This is a genomic window from Pseudomonas sp. GW821-FHT09C09 (assembly GCF_059418105.1).
The window spans coordinates 495,716-512,034 of the sequence record NZ_JBWKPF010000002.1 but is presented as its reverse complement, the minus strand read 5'-3'; the positions used below and the strand labels follow the sequence as shown (position 1 = coordinate 512,034).

13 protein-coding genes are annotated in these 16,319 nt (G+C 63.0%); 4 read left to right on the top strand and 9 right to left on the bottom strand.

What is annotated here, in order from left to right; translation table 11 throughout:
- Positions 1-21 precede the first annotated feature (21 nt).
- From AC07NR_RS07315 to AC07NR_RS07305, 3 genes are all read right to left on the bottom strand, one after another.
- Positions 22-972 (bottom strand): 5'/3'-nucleotidase SurE, encoded by a 951-nt coding sequence (locus tag AC07NR_RS07315; RefSeq protein ID WP_495078210.1) that lies wholly within the window; start codon positions 970-972, stop codon positions 22-24.
- Positions 973-1,048: 76 nt separating this feature from the next.
- Entirely contained in the window at positions 1,049-2,428 is a 1,380-nt protein-coding gene (locus tag AC07NR_RS07310; protein ID WP_305832895.1) for a DUF1329 domain-containing protein, read from the bottom strand.
- Positions 2,429-2,451: 23 nt separating this feature from the next.
- Positions 2,452-4,029 carry a DUF1302 domain-containing protein gene (locus tag AC07NR_RS07305; RefSeq protein ID WP_114883137.1) on the bottom strand — a complete coding sequence of 526 codons (1,578 nt, stop codon included), beginning with the start codon at positions 4,027-4,029 and terminating at the stop codon, positions 2,452-2,454.
- 275 nt (positions 4,030-4,304) lie between these two features.
- Between AC07NR_RS07305 and AC07NR_RS07300 the strand changes: the two genes are divergently transcribed.
- Complete coding sequence (locus AC07NR_RS07300; RefSeq protein WP_495078209.1) at positions 4,305-6,050, top strand: FAD-dependent oxidoreductase; 1,746 nt, start codon at positions 4,305-4,307, stop codon at positions 6,048-6,050.
- Positions 6,047-6,916, top strand: a complete 870-nt coding sequence (locus AC07NR_RS07295) for an SDR family NAD(P)-dependent oxidoreductase (RefSeq protein ID WP_495078208.1) — start codon at positions 6,047-6,049, stop codon at positions 6,914-6,916. Before AC07NR_RS07300 ends, AC07NR_RS07295 begins: the two co-directional genes overlap by 4 nt.
- 39 nt (positions 6,917-6,955) lie before the next feature.
- On the opposite strand, the gene AC07NR_RS07290 is transcribed toward AC07NR_RS07295, so the two are convergent.
- The 6 genes from AC07NR_RS07290 to AC07NR_RS07265 all read right to left on the bottom strand — a co-directional run bounded on the left by AC07NR_RS07290 (position 6,956) and on the right by AC07NR_RS07265 (position 13,475).
- Entirely contained in the window at positions 6,956-8,512 is a 1,557-nt protein-coding gene (locus tag AC07NR_RS07290) for a FadD3 family acyl-CoA ligase (RefSeq protein ID WP_495078207.1), read from the bottom strand.
- Between the two features lie 69 nt (positions 8,513-8,581).
- Positions 8,582-9,328, bottom strand: coding sequence for an SDR family NAD(P)-dependent oxidoreductase (locus AC07NR_RS07285; protein WP_495078206.1), 747 nt, complete (start codon positions 9,326-9,328; stop codon positions 8,582-8,584).
- 100 nt (positions 9,329-9,428) lie between these two features.
- Positions 9,429-10,514 carry a 2Fe-2S iron-sulfur cluster-binding protein gene (locus AC07NR_RS07280; protein WP_495078205.1) on the bottom strand — a complete coding sequence of 362 codons (1,086 nt, stop codon included), beginning with the start codon at positions 10,512-10,514 and terminating at the stop codon, positions 9,429-9,431.
- Positions 10,515-10,527: 13 nt separating this feature from the next.
- Positions 10,528-11,283, bottom strand: a complete 756-nt coding sequence (locus AC07NR_RS07275; protein ID WP_495078204.1) for a glucose 1-dehydrogenase — start codon at positions 11,281-11,283, stop codon at positions 10,528-10,530.
- Positions 11,271-12,950, bottom strand: coding sequence for an FAD-binding protein (locus AC07NR_RS07270; protein WP_495078203.1), 1,680 nt, complete (start codon positions 12,948-12,950; stop codon positions 11,271-11,273). Before AC07NR_RS07270 ends, AC07NR_RS07275 begins: the two co-directional genes overlap by 13 nt.
- 9 nt (positions 12,951-12,959) lie before the next feature.
- Complete coding sequence (locus AC07NR_RS07265) at positions 12,960-13,475, bottom strand: flavin reductase family protein (protein ID WP_248739738.1); 516 nt, start codon at positions 13,473-13,475, stop codon at positions 12,960-12,962.
- A gap of 257 nt (positions 13,476-13,732) precedes the next feature.
- On the opposite strand from AC07NR_RS07265, the gene AC07NR_RS07260 reads away from it, so the two are divergent.
- Together AC07NR_RS07260 and AC07NR_RS07255 are read left to right on the top strand one after the other, a co-directional pair.
- On the top strand, positions 13,733-14,917 hold the full coding sequence (locus AC07NR_RS07260) for an acyl-CoA dehydrogenase family protein (protein WP_495078202.1): 1,185 nt from the start codon (positions 13,733-13,735) through the stop codon (positions 14,915-14,917).
- A 124-nt stretch (positions 14,918-15,041) separates the two neighbouring features.
- The gene (locus AC07NR_RS07255) at positions 15,042-16,163 is read left to right on the top strand and encodes an LLM class flavin-dependent oxidoreductase (RefSeq protein WP_495078201.1); all 1,122 of its coding nucleotides are present in this window, start codon (positions 15,042-15,044) and stop codon (positions 16,161-16,163) included.
- Positions 16,164-16,319: the final 156 nt, after the last annotated feature.

The following is a 16,319-nucleotide window of genomic DNA, read 5'->3' as shown; positions in this document are numbered from 1 at the left end:
ACCTGCAGGGGTTGTGTCGTTTCAAGGCTGGACGCTTTTGAGCATTTTCTTCGCCTGATCCTGCACCGCCGGCGGCGCGCTCATATTGCCGGCGATCACCGTAATCACTGCATGCCCTTGCCACAGCTGATACGCATCGGCCTGCTGCTGAATGGCCGTAGGTTTTGGCGGTGCGACCAGGTTGACGTTGACCGTTCCGTCGGCGCCGCGCTGTGAGGTGAAATTCACTCGGTCCCAATTGCCGATTGGCGCAAAACTCACGCCTTTGACTTGATTGGCCGGCAATGCCGGGTAGTTGAGGTTCAACCCGTTGACGCCCGGCAGCCCGAGCACGTTCAGTTTGCAGCTGTGCTTGGCGCAGCTCTGATGGGCCTGCTCGATGACCTTCACCGCAAATTTCGCGGTGTCGTCCATGGCGCCCAGGGTCTTGCGGTAGCCGGCCTGCTGGTCGCGCATGATCAGGTCCATGTCGATGGCCGTCGACACCGCCACCCCCGGAACGCCTTTGAACATGGCCCGGACAGCGGCGTTGAGGGTGCCGGACATCTGCGTCAGCGGGCCGACGTTCTCACCGAAGTTGATGCCGGACACCACCAGATCCGGCGGGGTGTCCTTGAGCAACACGTCCAGCCCGACGTTGACCGCATCCACCGGTGTGCCGATGGCCGAAGTCTTGCCGGCCGGCGGCGTGTAGCTCTCGGGCGGGCCGACGCAGAATCTGCCGGGCGCAAGCTCAGTCACCGCCAACGCCTGACCGGGCACCACGACGCTGGCAGCGCTGATGCCGCTGCTGTCGTTCAACGGGCCGACCAGGGTGACGGTGTGCCCGGCGGCAGTCAGTGCGCGGTACATCGCGTCGATGCCGGGGGCGCGGCAGCCGTCGTCGTTGGTCAGCAAAATGTTCAGGGCATTGGCCTGCATCGACAAACCGAGGCCGGCCACGGCAAGGGCCGCAGTGAGTAATCTGTTCATGGGCAGTTTCCATCAAGGTGCAAATTGAGAAAAAAACAACGCCCCGACCGAATGAATCAGTCGGGGCGTGGCGGGTTCAGCGGGTGCCGAGTTTGCGCAGGTTGCCAGGGGTGAATTCGTCTTCGGAGAAGGCGGTGGCATTGAGCTTGGCGGGTTTCTGATCGACCAGCAGACGGTCAACCAGATAGGAGCCGGCAATCAGGTCATGGTAGATGCCCAGACGTGCGTGGTAGCGCTGGATGTCGTAGGCGTAGACCGAAGTCTGCATGTTGGTGCGCCACAACTGACCACGGGCATCGTAGTTGTCGGCCATGGTTGCGGACCAGGTGTCTTCATCCAGATACAACACACGCTTGGCGTAAACGTGACGGGCGCCTTCCTTGAGCGTGGCCTGCAACACCCAGACCCGGTGTTTCTCGTAGCGCATGTACTGCGGATCGACGTGGCCGGTGGTCGACAGGATCTGGTCAGCCGTCACGCTCGGGTCGTCGATCTTGTAGTTGTGGTACGGAATGTAGAGTTCCTTTTTGCCGACGATGGTCCAGTTGTAGCGGTCCGGCGCTCCGTTGAACAAGCGGTCTTCGTCGTACACCCGGAAGCCGCCGGCGCCGGTCGGCGAGTCATAGCCGACGGTAGGGGCGCGACGAACGCGGCGCTGGCCGGGGCTGTACTGCCAGGCCTGACGCGGCGAGGCCGTCGGGTTGATGAATTCGTGACCGACCACGATTTCGCCTTTCTTGCGCACCGGTTCCAGGGTGGTGATCAGAAAATTGGTCAGGATGCCGTTGGCGCTGTCCAGGTTCTTGTCCGGGCTGGACCAGATCGAGAAGATCTTGTAGTTGACCTCTTCGAGCACCTTTTCCTTGTTGGCGTACACCACAGCCTGGCCATAGTTGGCTTCTTCGGTGTTGGCCCGGCCCTGCAGGGTGTGGTTGAACATCAATTCGCTGCCGTTCTTCGGAATCGGAAACGGCGAGGCGCCCCAGGCGTTCTTGGTGTCGTTGTTATCGTTGTCGAGTTCGGCGGTCACCGCGTTTTTCTTGATCAGGTCTTCCAGACGCTGGTCGGCGCGGAAGTCGCGATGGCTCGGGTACACCGGGATCTTGAAGGTATCCGGGTAGCGTTTGAGCAAGGCTTTTTCGCCGTCGGACAGGTTCTCGGCGTACTTGTCCATGTTCTTCGAATCGATGATGAACAGCGGTTTTTCCGCCGCGTACGGGTCCGGGTACGGCGTGCCGGGGCCGGCAAATTTCAGACCCGGCGGCAGACCACGCCATTTGCCGCTCCAGGCCGGGATGCTGCCGTCGGCGTTGCCGGCCTTTTCGGCGCCCATCGGGGTCAGGTCCTGGCCCAGTCGCGCGGCCTCTTCGGGGCTGACCTTGGCGTAGGCCAGGCCACTGCCGAGCAGGCTTACGGTCAGCGCCGTGCTCAATAACGTTTGGGTGAATCGAGACATGCTGTGCTCCTCCGACAGGGGAATCAGAACCGGTATTTAAAGTTGAGGGCGACGTTGTCGCGGTCGGCCAACGGGCTGTTGTTGGCGTTGCCCAGGTAGGCGTTGTAGCGGGCTTCGACGGTGAAGTTGCCCAGATAGCGCCACGAGCTGCCGATACTGGCGCGGTCGTCGCCTTCGCCCTGGTTGATCGAGCCGACAATCGAGCTGTCGCCGTGGGCCGCAGTGCTGTAGGTGATCGGCACGGACATGTCCCAGCCGCTGAACACGTCGTTGTAATCGAAGCTGACCTGCGCGGTGTAACCCCAGGCTTCGCGGTCGTAGACCAGGCTGTCGGTGCCCGGCGACGTGAAGCCCGGCGCCAGGGTCACGGGTTGCGACTTGTCGTTGCTGATCACGGTGTTGTAGACGACCTCGCCGGTCAGGGTGGTGTTGTCGGCGAAGGAGGTCGGGCCGAGCACGTAGATCATCGACGACTGCGCTTGCATGGTCTTGCCGCGTACCGCGCTGGAGAAACCGTTGTTGACCATCACCGGCGCGCCGTCGCGGTAGCTGACTTCACCGGCCCAGCTGACATCGCCGATCACCGTGGAGAAACTGGCGCCGAACAGGTCGATGTTGTCGAAGTACACCGCACGGTAGCGACCGAGTTCGGACTGGAAGTCCAGCGACGGCGTCTTGTCGTGATAGCGCGAGTAGTAAATGCCGAACTCGGTGTTGTTCAGCGACTCGGCGGCGTAGGTGAAGGCCACACCGTACTGGCCCTGATTGCTCGGCTTGTCGTTGGCCAGACGCGTCACGAAACCGCTGGCGTCGTTGTAGCCGCCCTCGTCGATGTAGTCGGTGGTGGAGAAGTAGCTGCCGACCCCGAACAACTGGGTCTTTTCCCATTTGTACTGGTAGTAGGCCTGGATATCGAGGCTGTCGGTCAGGCTGAACTGGGTGAACAGTTGCCCGACCGGCAGGAGGATTTCCTTGACCTCGACCCCGGGCGTGGTCGATTTGGTCGCATCCACCGGGCTCTGCGCCGCCGAGATGCCGGGGTAGAACAGGCTTTCACCCCAGCTCACCACCTGATTACCCAGCCGCGCATTGAGGTTGTGCCCGCCCAGATCCCAGGTGCCGTAGGCGTAGTAATCAAGCATGCGCAATTCGTTGCGGTGCTGGTCGATGGTGTCCTGGGAGAAACGGTCCGGCCGGCTGCAATGGCCGCCGGCAAAGCAGTTCGAAGTGCCGGTGTTGTTGTCGTTGTCCTGATCGTAGACGTTGTCGTAGAACCCCGTGGCCCGCACGAACACGCCGTAGTCGTCCTGCCATTTGATGTTGGCTTCGGTGAGGAAACCGGCGCGGTTGTTGATCAGGCTGCCTTTGGCAAACGCATTGTCGCCGTCGTTGGCATCGGCGTTGGCCGTCAGTTTGTGATCGCGACCCTCGGTCCGCCAGGCGAGGCTGTAGGTCAGTGTGGTGTCCCAGTCGACGCTCAGATCTTCGCTCGGCTGGAAGGTCATCGCGCTGGCCTGGCTGCCCAGTCCACCGGCCAGCAACAGCACGGCCAGTTGTACGCGAGGGTGTAGCGATTGTGGGGCGATTATTGTTTTTATCATGTCGTCCTCATGCCCAGGTCAGACCTGCCCGACCTGCATTTCAGGGGGGGAGTGGTGCCGTGGGCGACTATGCGGTCACCGATCTGACGCAACATCGTCCAAGCGGACTAAGCGATTTGCACGGGGCGATTTGCACAAGGGCAGGACGAACATTCCTTAGTCCCATCGGACGATGACCACCCGGCACACGGGCCCAACAATCCCGAGACCGACTGCGCCGGACGAAGATCCGGCCGGCGGTTTTTGCCTTGAAGGCGCTGAGCAAGGGTGATCGCATGAAAGCTGCCGAGATCAAATGGGATGAGTGCTGCGATGTGCTGGTGGTGGGTTCCGGAGCGGGCGGGATGACCGCCGCGCTGCGCGCTCACGACCTGGGACTGAACGTGTTGCTGATCGAAAAGAGCAACGAGTACGGCGGCACCTCGGCGGTGTCCGGCGGCGGGATCTGGATTCCAGGCAACCACCGGATCGCAGCGCTGGGCGGCAGTGACAGCGCCGCCGAAGCGATTGCCTATATCCGCGCGGTGACCCACGGCGAGATCGACGACGGGCGCATCGAAGCCTATGTCGAGCACGGCAAGCAAATGGTCGAATACCTCGAACAGAAGACCCGCGTGCGCTTCGAGGCCCAGGCCAGCTACGCCGATTACTATCCGGAAGTCGAAGGCGGCAAACCCGGTTATCGCTCCATGGACCCGCAACCGTTCGACGCCGCCGAGCTGGGTGAAGAATTCCTGCGCATGCGTGCGCCATCCCCCGGCACGTTGATGATGGGGCGCATGGCGATGACCATGAAAGAGGCGCAGGTCCTGCTGTGCCGTGGCCCCGGCTGGTTGCGCCTGACGCTGAAGGTGATGTGGCGTTACTGGCGCGACCGCGAGGGGCGGCGCCTGTCGAAGCGTGATCGCTACCTGACCCTGGGCAATGCCCTGATCGGCGCCTTGCGCTGTTCGTTGCAGGATCGCGGCAAATCGCTGTGGCTGAACTGCGGGCTGGAAGAACTGCTGATCGTCGGCGACCGGGTCGGCGGTGCACGGGTCTGTCGCGACGGCTTGCGCTTGAACGTCAAGGCGCGCTACGGCGTGATCATTGCCGCCGGTGGTTTCGAACGGAATCAGGCGATGCGCACGCAGTATCTGCCGCAACCGTCAAAGACCGACTGGAGCGCCACGCCGCCGCACAACACCGGTGACGGCATTCGCGCAGGCCAAGCCATCGGCGCCCGCACGGCGCTGATGGAACACAGTTGGTGGGCGCCGACCACCCATGTTCGCGGCGAGGAAAAACAACGGGCGATGTTCGTCGAGCGGACGTTGCCCGGTTGCGTACTGGTCAATTCGGCGGGCGAGCGCTTCGTCAACGAGGCCGCGCCCTACACCGATATCGTCGAGGCGATGTACGCCAGCAACCGCGAAGGCGCCGAGAGCGTGCCTTGCTGGATGGTGTTCGACGCCGAGTTCCGCCGCAAATACCCCTGCGGCGCGCTGTTGCCGGGGTACGCCCAGCGCGACTGGCAACTGCCCGAACATCTGCGTGATTACTTTTTCAAGGCGCCGGATCTGCAGACCCTGGCGAACAAAATCGGTATCGATGCGGCCGGGCTGCTGCGCACGGTGCAGCGTTTCAACGGCATGGCGGTGCGCGGCTATGACGAAGACTTCCACAAGGGTGAGTCGCTGTTCGACCGCTATTACGGCGATCCCCATGTAACGCCCAATCCATGCCTGGCGCCGTTGTTCAAGGGGCCGTTCTACGCCGTGCGCATCGATGCCGGTGACATCGGCACCAAGGGCGGGTTGCTGACCGACGTTCACGCCCGGGTCTTGCACGAGGACGGCCAGCCAATCAAAGGCTTGTACGCCATCGGCAACAGCGCCGCGTCGATGATGGGCCGCACCTATCCGGGGGCCGGTTCCACCATCGGCCCGGCGATGACCTTCGGTTACCTGGCGGCCAATCACATCAAGCGCCAGAGCCAGAAGAGCGGGGCAGTGATCAGTCAGTTCGGGAGCGTCAAATGAATCGGCAAGTGGCAGTGGTGACCGGCGCCAGTCGCGGCGTCGGTCAAGGTATCGCCCTGGCGCTGGGTGCGGCGGGCATGCGGGTTTACGTCACCGGGCGTGCGCCGGAAGCTGCAGGTGCGCATCTGTACGGACAGGCCCTGAATAGCTCACTGGAGGACACGGCCGCCGCAATTACAGCGGCGGGCGGAGAGGGTGTTGCGGTGGTTTGCGACCACGCCGACGATACGCAAGTGGCGGCGCTGTTCGCCCAGGTCGAACGCGAATGCGGGCGGCTGGATCTGCTGGTGAACAATGCCGCATTCATTCATGACCAGTTGATCGAACCGGGGCCGTTCTGGGAGAAACCGCTGGACCTGGTGCGCATCCTCGACGTCGGCCTGCGCTCGGCGTACATCGCCGGTTATCACGCCGCGCCGCTGTTGTTGAACAGCCCGCAGGGGCTGATCTGCTTCACTTCGTCCTTTGGTGGCGGTTGCTACATGCACGGTCCGGCGTACGGTGCGCAGAAGGCCGGTTGCGACAAACTGGCGGCGGACATGGCCATCGATTTCGAGGGTCGTGGCGTGGCGGCGTTATCGCTGTGGCTCGGGCCGCAACTGACCGAGCGCACGCTGATTGCCGGCGAACAGCATGGCGAGCAGTACAAGGCGTTTCTGGCGCACGCCGAAACCCCGCAATTCAATGGCCGGGTGATCCACGCCTTGCTCAATGATCCGCAGTTGATGGCGCTCTCGGGGCGGACACTGATCACCGCCGAAATCGCTGCCGGTTACGGCATCAACGAAGACGGCGGTCGTCAGCCGCCATCCCATCGCGCCCTGCTGGGCGATCCACGTCAGCAGCATCCCGCCCGGGTGATCTGAAGGTCATTCCCCCAGTGGGTTTCCACTGGGGGACAGCAGTCAGCTCAACGCCCACTCCCGCAACACATTCTTGGTCACTTTCCCCGCCGCGTTCAGCGGCATGCTCTCCAGCACCTGCACCCGGCGCGGCACCTTGTAGTTGGCCATTTGCTCACGGCACCAGGCGAGGAACCGGGCCTGCTCGATCTCGACACCCGGCGCCGGCAGCAGGAAGGCCATGGCCACTTCGCCCAGACGCTCATCCGGAATGCCGATCACCGCGACTTGTGCCACGCCGGGATAGCCCAGCAGGCAATGTTCGATTTCCGCCGGGTAAACGTTGAAACCGCCGGTGATGAACATGTCCTTGAGGCGATCGGTGATGCGCAGATAACCCTGTTCGTCGAGCACACCGATATCGCCGGTGTGCAGCCAGCCGTCGGCATCGAGCACTTCCTGACTGGCCTGCGGATCATTGAAATAACCCTGCATCAGGTTGTAGCCGCGCACCTGGATTTCGCCGGGAACGTTCACCGGCTGGCTGCGACCATTGGCGCCGATGCAGCGCACTTCCACCCCCGGCATGGCCCGGCCGCTGGTGGATGCGAGCAGTTCCAGCGAATCTCCCGGCCGGCAAATCGTTGCGAAACCGCAGGTTTCGGTGAGGCCATACGCGGTGACGATGGTGGCGAAACCCAGCTCATCGCGCATGCGGCGGATCATTTCCACCGGAATCGTCGCGGCTCCGGTGACCGCAATGCGCAAGGACGTCAGGTCGTATGCATCACGCTGCGGGTGGGCGAGCAGGGATTGATAGAGAGTCGGCGGGCCGGGCAGCACGGTAATTCGTTCGCGCTGCACGCATTCGAGCACGGCCTGCACGTCGAAGATCTGCTGCGGGACGATGGTGCAACCACGCATCAGCGCCGCCAGCCAGCCGGCCTTGTAACCGAAGGAATGGAAGAACGGATTGACGATCAGGTAGCGATCGCCTTCGCGCAAACCGACCACTTCACTCCAGTCCCGCACCACCCGCAGGGTTTGCCCGTGATTGCTCATCACGCCTTTGGGCTTGCCGGTGGTGCCTGAAGTGAACAGCAGGTCGGACAGGTCTTGCGGGCCGAGCGCGTGCTCGCGTGTTTGCAAGGTTTCGGGCGAGACGTCGCCAGCCAGCGCCAGGAACGCGTCCCAGCCATCGCTGCGCAAGCTGATGATATGGCGCAGCGCCGGCAGCTCTTCGGCGGCAAGCATGCGCGGATAGTCGGCGCCGAGGAATTCGCCAATGGCAAACAGCACGCAGGCGCCGCTCTGACGCAGGATAAAACCGGCCTCGCTGCCTTTCATGCGCGTATTGAGCGGCACCAGCGCGGCGCCGACGCTTTGCAGCGCAGCGGCGGCGACAATCCATTCCCAGATATTCGGTGCCCAGATCGCCACACGGTCGCCGGGTTGAACGTTCAACGCCAGTAACGCCCGGGCGGCCTGGTCGCGCAGTTGATCGAGTTGCCGGTAGCTGATCGAGCGCCCGTCATCCTCGATGGCCGGGCGGTCGCCATAGTTGCGGGCAGCGTTGGCGAACAGTTGGACGATGGTCAGTGCGTTTTCGACAGGCAGCATGGGGCCTCCTCGGCCAGAGGACAGGTGCGGAAGAAAGGGGTGTGCCGGGCAGGCGCCCGGCAAGGAAAATCAGGCGGCGGGCGGGGCGAAGCGGCGGCCGGCGGAGAAACCGCCGTCCACGGCGATCATCTGGCCGCTGACAAAGGACGCTTCGTCCGAGGCCAAGAACAGCGCGACGTTGGCCACTTCTTCCGGCTGCCCGGAGCGATTGAGCATGTGTTGCGAGGCGAAGAAGGCGTGGAAGGCTTCGTGCTCGCGGACCATGCTGGTCATCGGGGTTTCGATCAGGCCGGGGCACAGGCCGTTGACGCGAATATTGGCGTAACCGAAGTCGATCGCCATCGAACGCGTCAACTGGTTGATGCCGCCCTTGGACACGTTGTACGCAACGTTGCCGTCGCAACCCTGCAGGCCGAAGATCGAGCCGATGTTGATGATCGAGCCGCTGCGCCGGGGCTCCATCGAAGCCAGCGCATATTTGCTGGTGAGCATGCTGCCGGTCAGGTTGATGTCCAGCACCCGTTGCCAGTTGGCGGTGCTGGTCTGGGTGACGCTGCCCTGGTCGGCGACGCCGGCCGCGTTGACCAGTACATCGATGTGGCCGAAATGGTTGATGACTTCCTGCATGACCTGTTGCACCTGCGCTTCATCGCGCACATCCAGGGTCATGAACAGGCCCGGAAAGTCCGCCGGGGCGTTGCCGATGTCCAGGCCCACAACCTGCGCGCCTTCGGCGGCAAAGCGCCGCACGCACGCCAGGCCGATCCCCGATGCGCCGCCGGTAACCACCGCGACCTTGTTTTGCAAACGAGCCATAACTGCACCTCTTTTATTGTTTTTGGGCCAATGGGCTGGCCGAGTCTAACTGCAGATCGCATCCGGGAGATCGTCCGTTGAGACTATTGTCGACGGGCGCTCAATCCGGGAACTTCAAGCGCACCCGCGCACCGCCCGGGCGGCTTTGACAGGCCAGGGTCCAGCCTTCGGCCAGTTCTCGGGGGCTGAGCACGTCGTTGCGGGCCATGTGGGTTTCGCCTTCCTCGACCACGCACATGCAGGCGCCGCAAAAACCTTCTTCACAGGAAGAGGGCACATCGAGGCCGGCGGCCTTGCAGCTTTGCAGCAGGGTATCGCCGGGCTGACAGGCAATTTCGTGTTGCTGACCGTCGAGCACGATCACCAGCGATTCGCAGCGCGAGGCGAGGGAGGCTTGCCGGGCGGCGGCTTCTTCCGCCAGCAATTCGTCGGGATCGGGCGGCGAGACGAAGCGCTCGACATGGATGCGTTCAGCGGCTTCGCCCAGCTCCAGCAACGTCCGTTCGACGGTGTCCATGAACGGACCCGGGCCGCAGATAAAGTAATCGCCGCCGGCAGACCCTTTCAGCAAATGGCGCACTTGGGCGGCGGTCAGGAAACCTTGCACCGAGTCGAGCGCGTGTACCACTTGCAGTTGTTCCGGATGGGCCTGGGCCAGTTGCCGCAGCTCATCCTTGAAAATCACCGACGCTTCATCGCGATTGGCGTAGATCAACTTGATCGGCCGGCGGCTGCGCTGCAGCGTCGATTTCAGAATGGAAAACACCGGGGTGATGCCCGATCCGCCGCCGAACAGCACCAAAGGTTTGTCGTCATCCGGTTGATGCTCATCGAGGCAGAAATGCCCGGCCGGCGGCAATACTTCCAGCCAGTCACCGACCTTCACCTCGTTCATCCAGTTTGACACCCGACCGCCCTCGACCCGTTTCACCGTGACTTTGGGTCGCTCGTCGGTCAGCGGCGAACTGGCCATGGAATAGCAGCGGGTCAGCAGTTTGCCGGCACAGGGCACGCGAAACGTCAGGAACTGCCCCGGTTTATAGGCAAAGCGCTCACGCAGGTCTGGCGGGATGTCCAGCACCAGCGAGCGGGCATCGGTGGTTTCATCAATCACCGCGCACACTTGCAAGGAATGGCTGGCTGCCGTGGCCTGGGCCGGTGTCAGGTTCTGTTGTTGCGTGCCCATGTTCACCTCGGCCTCAGAGCCCGCTGATCAGTTGGGCGTTGTCGACGCGGATCTCGGCACCGTTGACGAATCGCGACTCGTCGGTGGCGAGGAACAGCACCACATTGGCGATATCGGCCGGCGCACACATGCGGTTCATGGGGTCCTGATCGAGGTCTTGCTGGTTGATCGCCACACCACCGGTGAGGGCCTGGGTCATCGGCGTGTTGACGCCGTCCGGGTGCACGCTGTTGCAGCGAATGCGGTAACCCTGTTGTTTGCAGTGCAGGGCAATCGAGCGGGTCATCGCCGCCACCGCGCCTTTGGACGCCGAATAGGCGCAGAACATCGGCATCGCGCCTAGCGCCGCCACCGACGACATGTTGATGATCGAACCGCCGCCGGTTTCCTTCATCGCCTGGATCGCGTACTTGCAGCCGAGGAAGTAGCCGTCGCCGTTGATTTTCTGCACCTTCTGCCACAGCTCCAGCGTGGTGTCTTCGATGCTGCCCAACGCCAGGATGGCGGCGTTGTTGACCAGCACGTCGAGGCGGCCGAAGTGTTCCAGGGTGGTCTTGATCACGTTCTGCCAGTCGCTTTCGCTGGCGATGTCGTGACGGATGAACAGCGCGTTGCTGCCGATTTGCGCGGCCACTTCACGGCCGGCGCTTTCGTTGAGATCGGTCAGCACCACCCTGGCACCTTCGCGGGCCAGCAGCAGGGCGTCTTCGCGACCGATGCCGCTGGCGGCGCCGGTGATGATGCAGACTTTGCCTTCTACACGTTGCATTGTTGTTCTCCTGAGCGTGTGGTTTGAGCAGCAAGTTGTTCGGCCACGTGGGCGGCGGCGCGCCGGCCGGAATAAATGCAATCGGCCAGGGACAGGCCCGAGACATACAGATTGGAAGCGACCCCGACCGCGTTGCGCCCGGCGCTGTACAGGCCGGCAATCGGCTGATCGGCGTGGTTCAGCACCTGACCGCTGGTTTCGCAGACTTTCAGCCCGCCGAGGGTGATGACGGGGCAGGGGAAGAGGCGGCTGGCGAAGGACAGGTCGAGGGCGTACCACGGGCCCTGATCCATGTCGGCGAGCATCGCTTGCGATTTGCCGAACGGATCGACGATGTCCCCGCGTGCGGCGCGGCTGTAGGTGTTCACGGTACGTTGCAGGTTGTCAGGCGGTAAGCCGCAACGCTTGGCCAGATCCGCGAGGTTGCGGCTGCGCCTGGCGTTGAACAGCAGATTGAGCAGCACCGGCAAACGCTGGAAGGCCCAGACTTTGCCCGGACCAACTTGTCGCAGCGCTTCGCGTACCAGCGCCCGGTCGAGAATCAGGATGGCGCGACCGTCCTGCTCTTCCACCATCGAATGGCCGAGGGTCGCGCCGTAGATTTCTTCATTGGCGTAGCGCTCGCCACGGGCATTGACGATCAGGCCCCGGGCCCAGGCCAGCGGCGGGTTGATGAAACGCCAGGCGCTGACTTTATCCATCCGCGCCACGCGGCCGCCGGCACTTTGGCCCAGGGCGATGCCGCTGCCGTTGCAACCGGTGGTGCCCAGCGGCAGACCGGGCAGATAACGCGGCGCATGCTGACGCACCCAATCGCGGTTGAAGATGAAACCGCCGCCGCTCAGCAGCACGGCCTGGTCGGCGCGAATCAACTGGCGTTCGGCACTGGCGAGTTCGATGCGCCGCAAGCGAGCGCGCAACCGATCGGCCACTGCCGGCGCGTACATGTGAATCGCCGTGGCCCAGTGTGACAAGCGGGCATGTTGCCTCGCTGCCCGACTCCCCGGTGGCAACTGCCAGGCTTCGACGCCGACCACGCGGTCATTGGCATCGATCACCAGACGCCGGACTTCGCACTGGCTGCGCAGGCGTGCGCCGAGGCGCAAGGCGCTGGCTTTCAGCGGGGCGAACAGGCTTGCGCCCGACAGGCCGGGGCCTTTGGTGCGATGGCCGCGCGGTGCCGGTTTGGCGATCGCGGCGTAGGCCGGGACGGCTTCGTTGCCGGAGTAATAAAGGTAAAACTGGTCACTCGGGTAGGACGTCTTGTGTGGTGGCACGCTGGATTCGAATGCCACGCCCTGGCGTTCGAGCCAGGCCAGTTGCTCGCAACTGCCTTCACAGAAACCGCGCAGGGTCTGCGGGCTCACGGCCTCGCCGACTTCCTGGCGCAGGTAGTTGAACATTGCGTCGTGGCTGTCGTCGTAACCGGCCTGGCGCTGATACGGCGTGCCGCCCCCGACATACACCACACCACCGCTGATGGCCGTAGCGCCGCCGCCGGCGAAGCGATCCAGTGCCAACACCGACAGCCCGCGACTGGCGGCTTCAATCGCCGCGCAGACGCCGGCACCACCAAACCCGACCACCAGCAAATCGCAGTGATCGTCCCAGTCCAACTGCTCGGCGCTGTTCACGCGCAATGGCGACAACTGTTGTTGAGCGTCCATGGCCCGGCCTCAGCCCGCAGCAGCAAAGGCAGATGCCGGGTTGGCGGTGGTGGTGTAGCTGCCGTCGAGGTAGACCAGCGGAGTGATGGTGTCACTGGTGTGGATTTGCAGGATGCGCCCGATGAACACGGTGTGGGTGCCATAGCTGAAGTGGCCGTCCTGACGGCAGAGGATCGCCGACTGGGCGTCACTCAGGTACGGAATGCCGCCGGGACTGGTCAGCCAGTTGCCCTGATCGAAGCGCGCTTCGCCCTTGATCGAACCGCTGCAGCGATGGGCCAGACCTTGTTGTTCGACGCCAAGAATGTTCACGCAGAAGTCCGCGCCGGTGGCCAGCGCCGCGTGGGAAGAGGCGGTCTTGTTCACGCAGATCAGCAGCGATGGCGGCTCGGTGCTGAGGGAATCCACCGCCGTGGCGGCCATGGCGAAACGCTCGGAGCCGTTGCTGGTACTGATGATGGTGACTGACTTGGCCAGACGGCGCATGGCCTGGAGCATGTCGGCTTTCAGATTGTCGTCGTTCATCGCACTCGTCCTGTGGTTGTACTGGAGTGCGATGGATTTTTGCGCTGGCGTGCCTGTGCAGCATCGTCCGAGGGGACTAGGCCTTTGGGTGGGCTGCGTACGTGCTTCGGATCATCGCCGACATGGTCCGTTTGAGGGATGCCCGGCGCTTTTCACATTGTTTGAATGCCGCACAGGAGGCAGGCACCGCAAGTGCGGCACGTGCCTCGCTGCACGCGCGCCCCGGCGGACGGGGTGAACAATGGAGAACAATAAAAATGCTCAACCAAGACCTGATTCGCCAGCGTCTGAGCCAGCGTGCCCGCGAGCTGGTACCGATTCTGCGTGAGCGCGCCCTCGACGCCGCGCACGCCGGCCAGTTGCCGGAAGAAACCCTGAAGGATTTCCAGGACGCGGGGTTCTTCCGCATCCTGCAGCCGGCACGTTGGGAAGGCTATGAGCTGGAGCCCAAGGATTTCTTCGAAGTGCAGATGACCCTCGCCGAGGGCTGCATGTCTTCGGCCTGGGTGCTTGGCGTCGTGGCAATTCATAACTGGCAGATGGCGCTGTTCGATGACCGTGCGGCGCAGGATGTCTGGGGCGATGATTCCAGCGTGCTGATTTCTTCTTCCTATATGCCGGTGGGCAAGGTCGAACGGGTGGAGGGCGGATTCAGGCTCAGCGGGCGTTGGGGCTTTTCGTCCGGCAGTAAGCATTGCGAGTGGGCGTTTCTCGGGGCACTGGTGCCGGCGGAAGAGGCCGGTGGTGCGCCGGATTACCGGACGTTCCTGGTGCCGCGTAGTGACTACCGGATTCTCGATAACTGGAACGTCATGGGGCTGGAAGCCACCGGTTCTCACGATGTCCTGGTGGAGAACGCCTTCGTTCCCGAATACCGCACCCATCGGGCGTTCGACGGTTTCATGCAGAACAGCCCCGGGAATGCGGTGAACACCGCGCCGCTGTTTCGCCTGCCGTTCGGGCAGATTTTCGTGCGGGCCGTGTCGTCGGCGGCCATCGGTGCGCTGCAAGGCGCGGTGGATCAGTTTGTCGAGCACAACCGTGCGCGAGTCGGGGTCAATGACGGACGCAAGATGGTCCAGGACCCGGCGGCGCAATCGGCGCTGTCCAACGCCATGGTCTGCGTCGACGAATGCAAGACCGTGCTCTATCGCAACTTCGCCTTGATGCTGGAGCGGGCGCAAAAAGCCGAGCCGCTGAGCATGCCCGAGCGAGTGAAGATGCGTTACGACTCGGCGTTGGTCGCCGACAAATGCGCCAAGGCAGTGGGCGAGCTGATGTTCAACAGCGGCGCTTCGACGATCTTCCGCAGCCACCCGATCAACCGCGCCTTTCGCGACATTCACACCGGTCGCGCCCACGTCGCCAACAGCCCGGCGAAGTACGCCTGGAACCTCGGCGCCGTGAGCATGGGCCAGGACAGCAACGACTTTTTCCTCTGAGCCCATTGCGCTGAATCGGCTAGTCCGTTTGCAGGATTCCGGCGCCCGGGCCTTCCCTGAGCATGAGCGCCAAGGCGTCGCTCACCCGCGCCGGTTGCGCATCCAACAAGTACAAGGATCAACCATGAAATTTTCCCTGATTTACGAAGCCCAGACGGTGGATTCCAGCCGTGAGGGCGATCGCAAGATTTTCGAAGACACCGTCGAACAGGCCGTGCTGGCCGACAAACTGGGTTTCGATACGTTCTGGTGTGTGGAGCACACAGCGCTCAGCAACTACTCGCACATGTCCGCCCCGGAAACCATGCTGGCGTTCGTCGCCGGTAAAACCGAGCGGATCGGCATCGGCCACGGCGTGGTCTGCCTGCCGCCGGCGATGAACCACCCGGTCAAAGTCGCCGAGCGCATCGCCACCCTCGACCTGCTGTCCAAGGGGCGCGTGCACTTCGGCGTCGGCAAGGGCGGTACCCAGCAGGAGGCCGGCACCTTCGGCTATGACCTGACGACGTTGCAGCCGCAGATCGACGAAATGATGTATCTGATCCCGAAAATGTTCGTGTTCGATGAGATCGAGCATCAGGGCGATTTTGTGCAGATCCCGAAACGGCCGATCCACCCCAAGCCTTATCAGGATCCGCACCCGCCGATGTACCTGGCCTGCACCAACACCGAATCGCTGAACAAGGCCGGCAGTCGCGGCATGGGCGCACTGGTGCTGGGTTTTGGCGGCCCGGAAGAGATCGCCAAGAAGGTCGAGGTCTATCACCAGGCCTGGGATAACCGTGACGTGAAACATCAGGTGGGCTTCCGTCCCAACCGCCACATCGCCGCGCTGTGCCCGGCGATCGTGCTGGAAAACAACGAAGAAGCGCGGCGCATCGGCATCCGTGGCCAGCGTTATTTCATGGAGTCGCTGGGTTACTGGTACGGCGGCGGCGAGCGTCCGGACCCGGAAAAGTGGAAGGATGACACGTTCGTCGATGGCAATGGCCAGAGCGTGATCAAGTCGCGGTTTGCCTCGGAAGAGGTCAGCGTCGATTTCTCCGACCCGACCATGGCCATGATGAACCCCAACCATGCCTACGGCACCGTTGAGGATTGCATCGGTTATGTGCAGCGGCTGATCGATGCAGGCGCCGACGAGATTCTGTTTATCTGCCAGATGGGCACGGTGCCGCAGTGGGCGCAGTTGGAGACGTTGAAGAATATTGGGGAGAAAGTCATTCCGCACTTCCGCAAGGCCTGACACGGAGGTGCCCCTGTGGGAGCGAGCTTGCTCCGGGCGGCGTTCCGACGATGGCGTCGGGTCAGTCGACACCTTCGGTACTGAAAATCCGCTATCGCGAGCAAGCTCGCTCCCACAGGGTTGGTGTGAACCCCATTCATCAGCGCGTTATCAAGG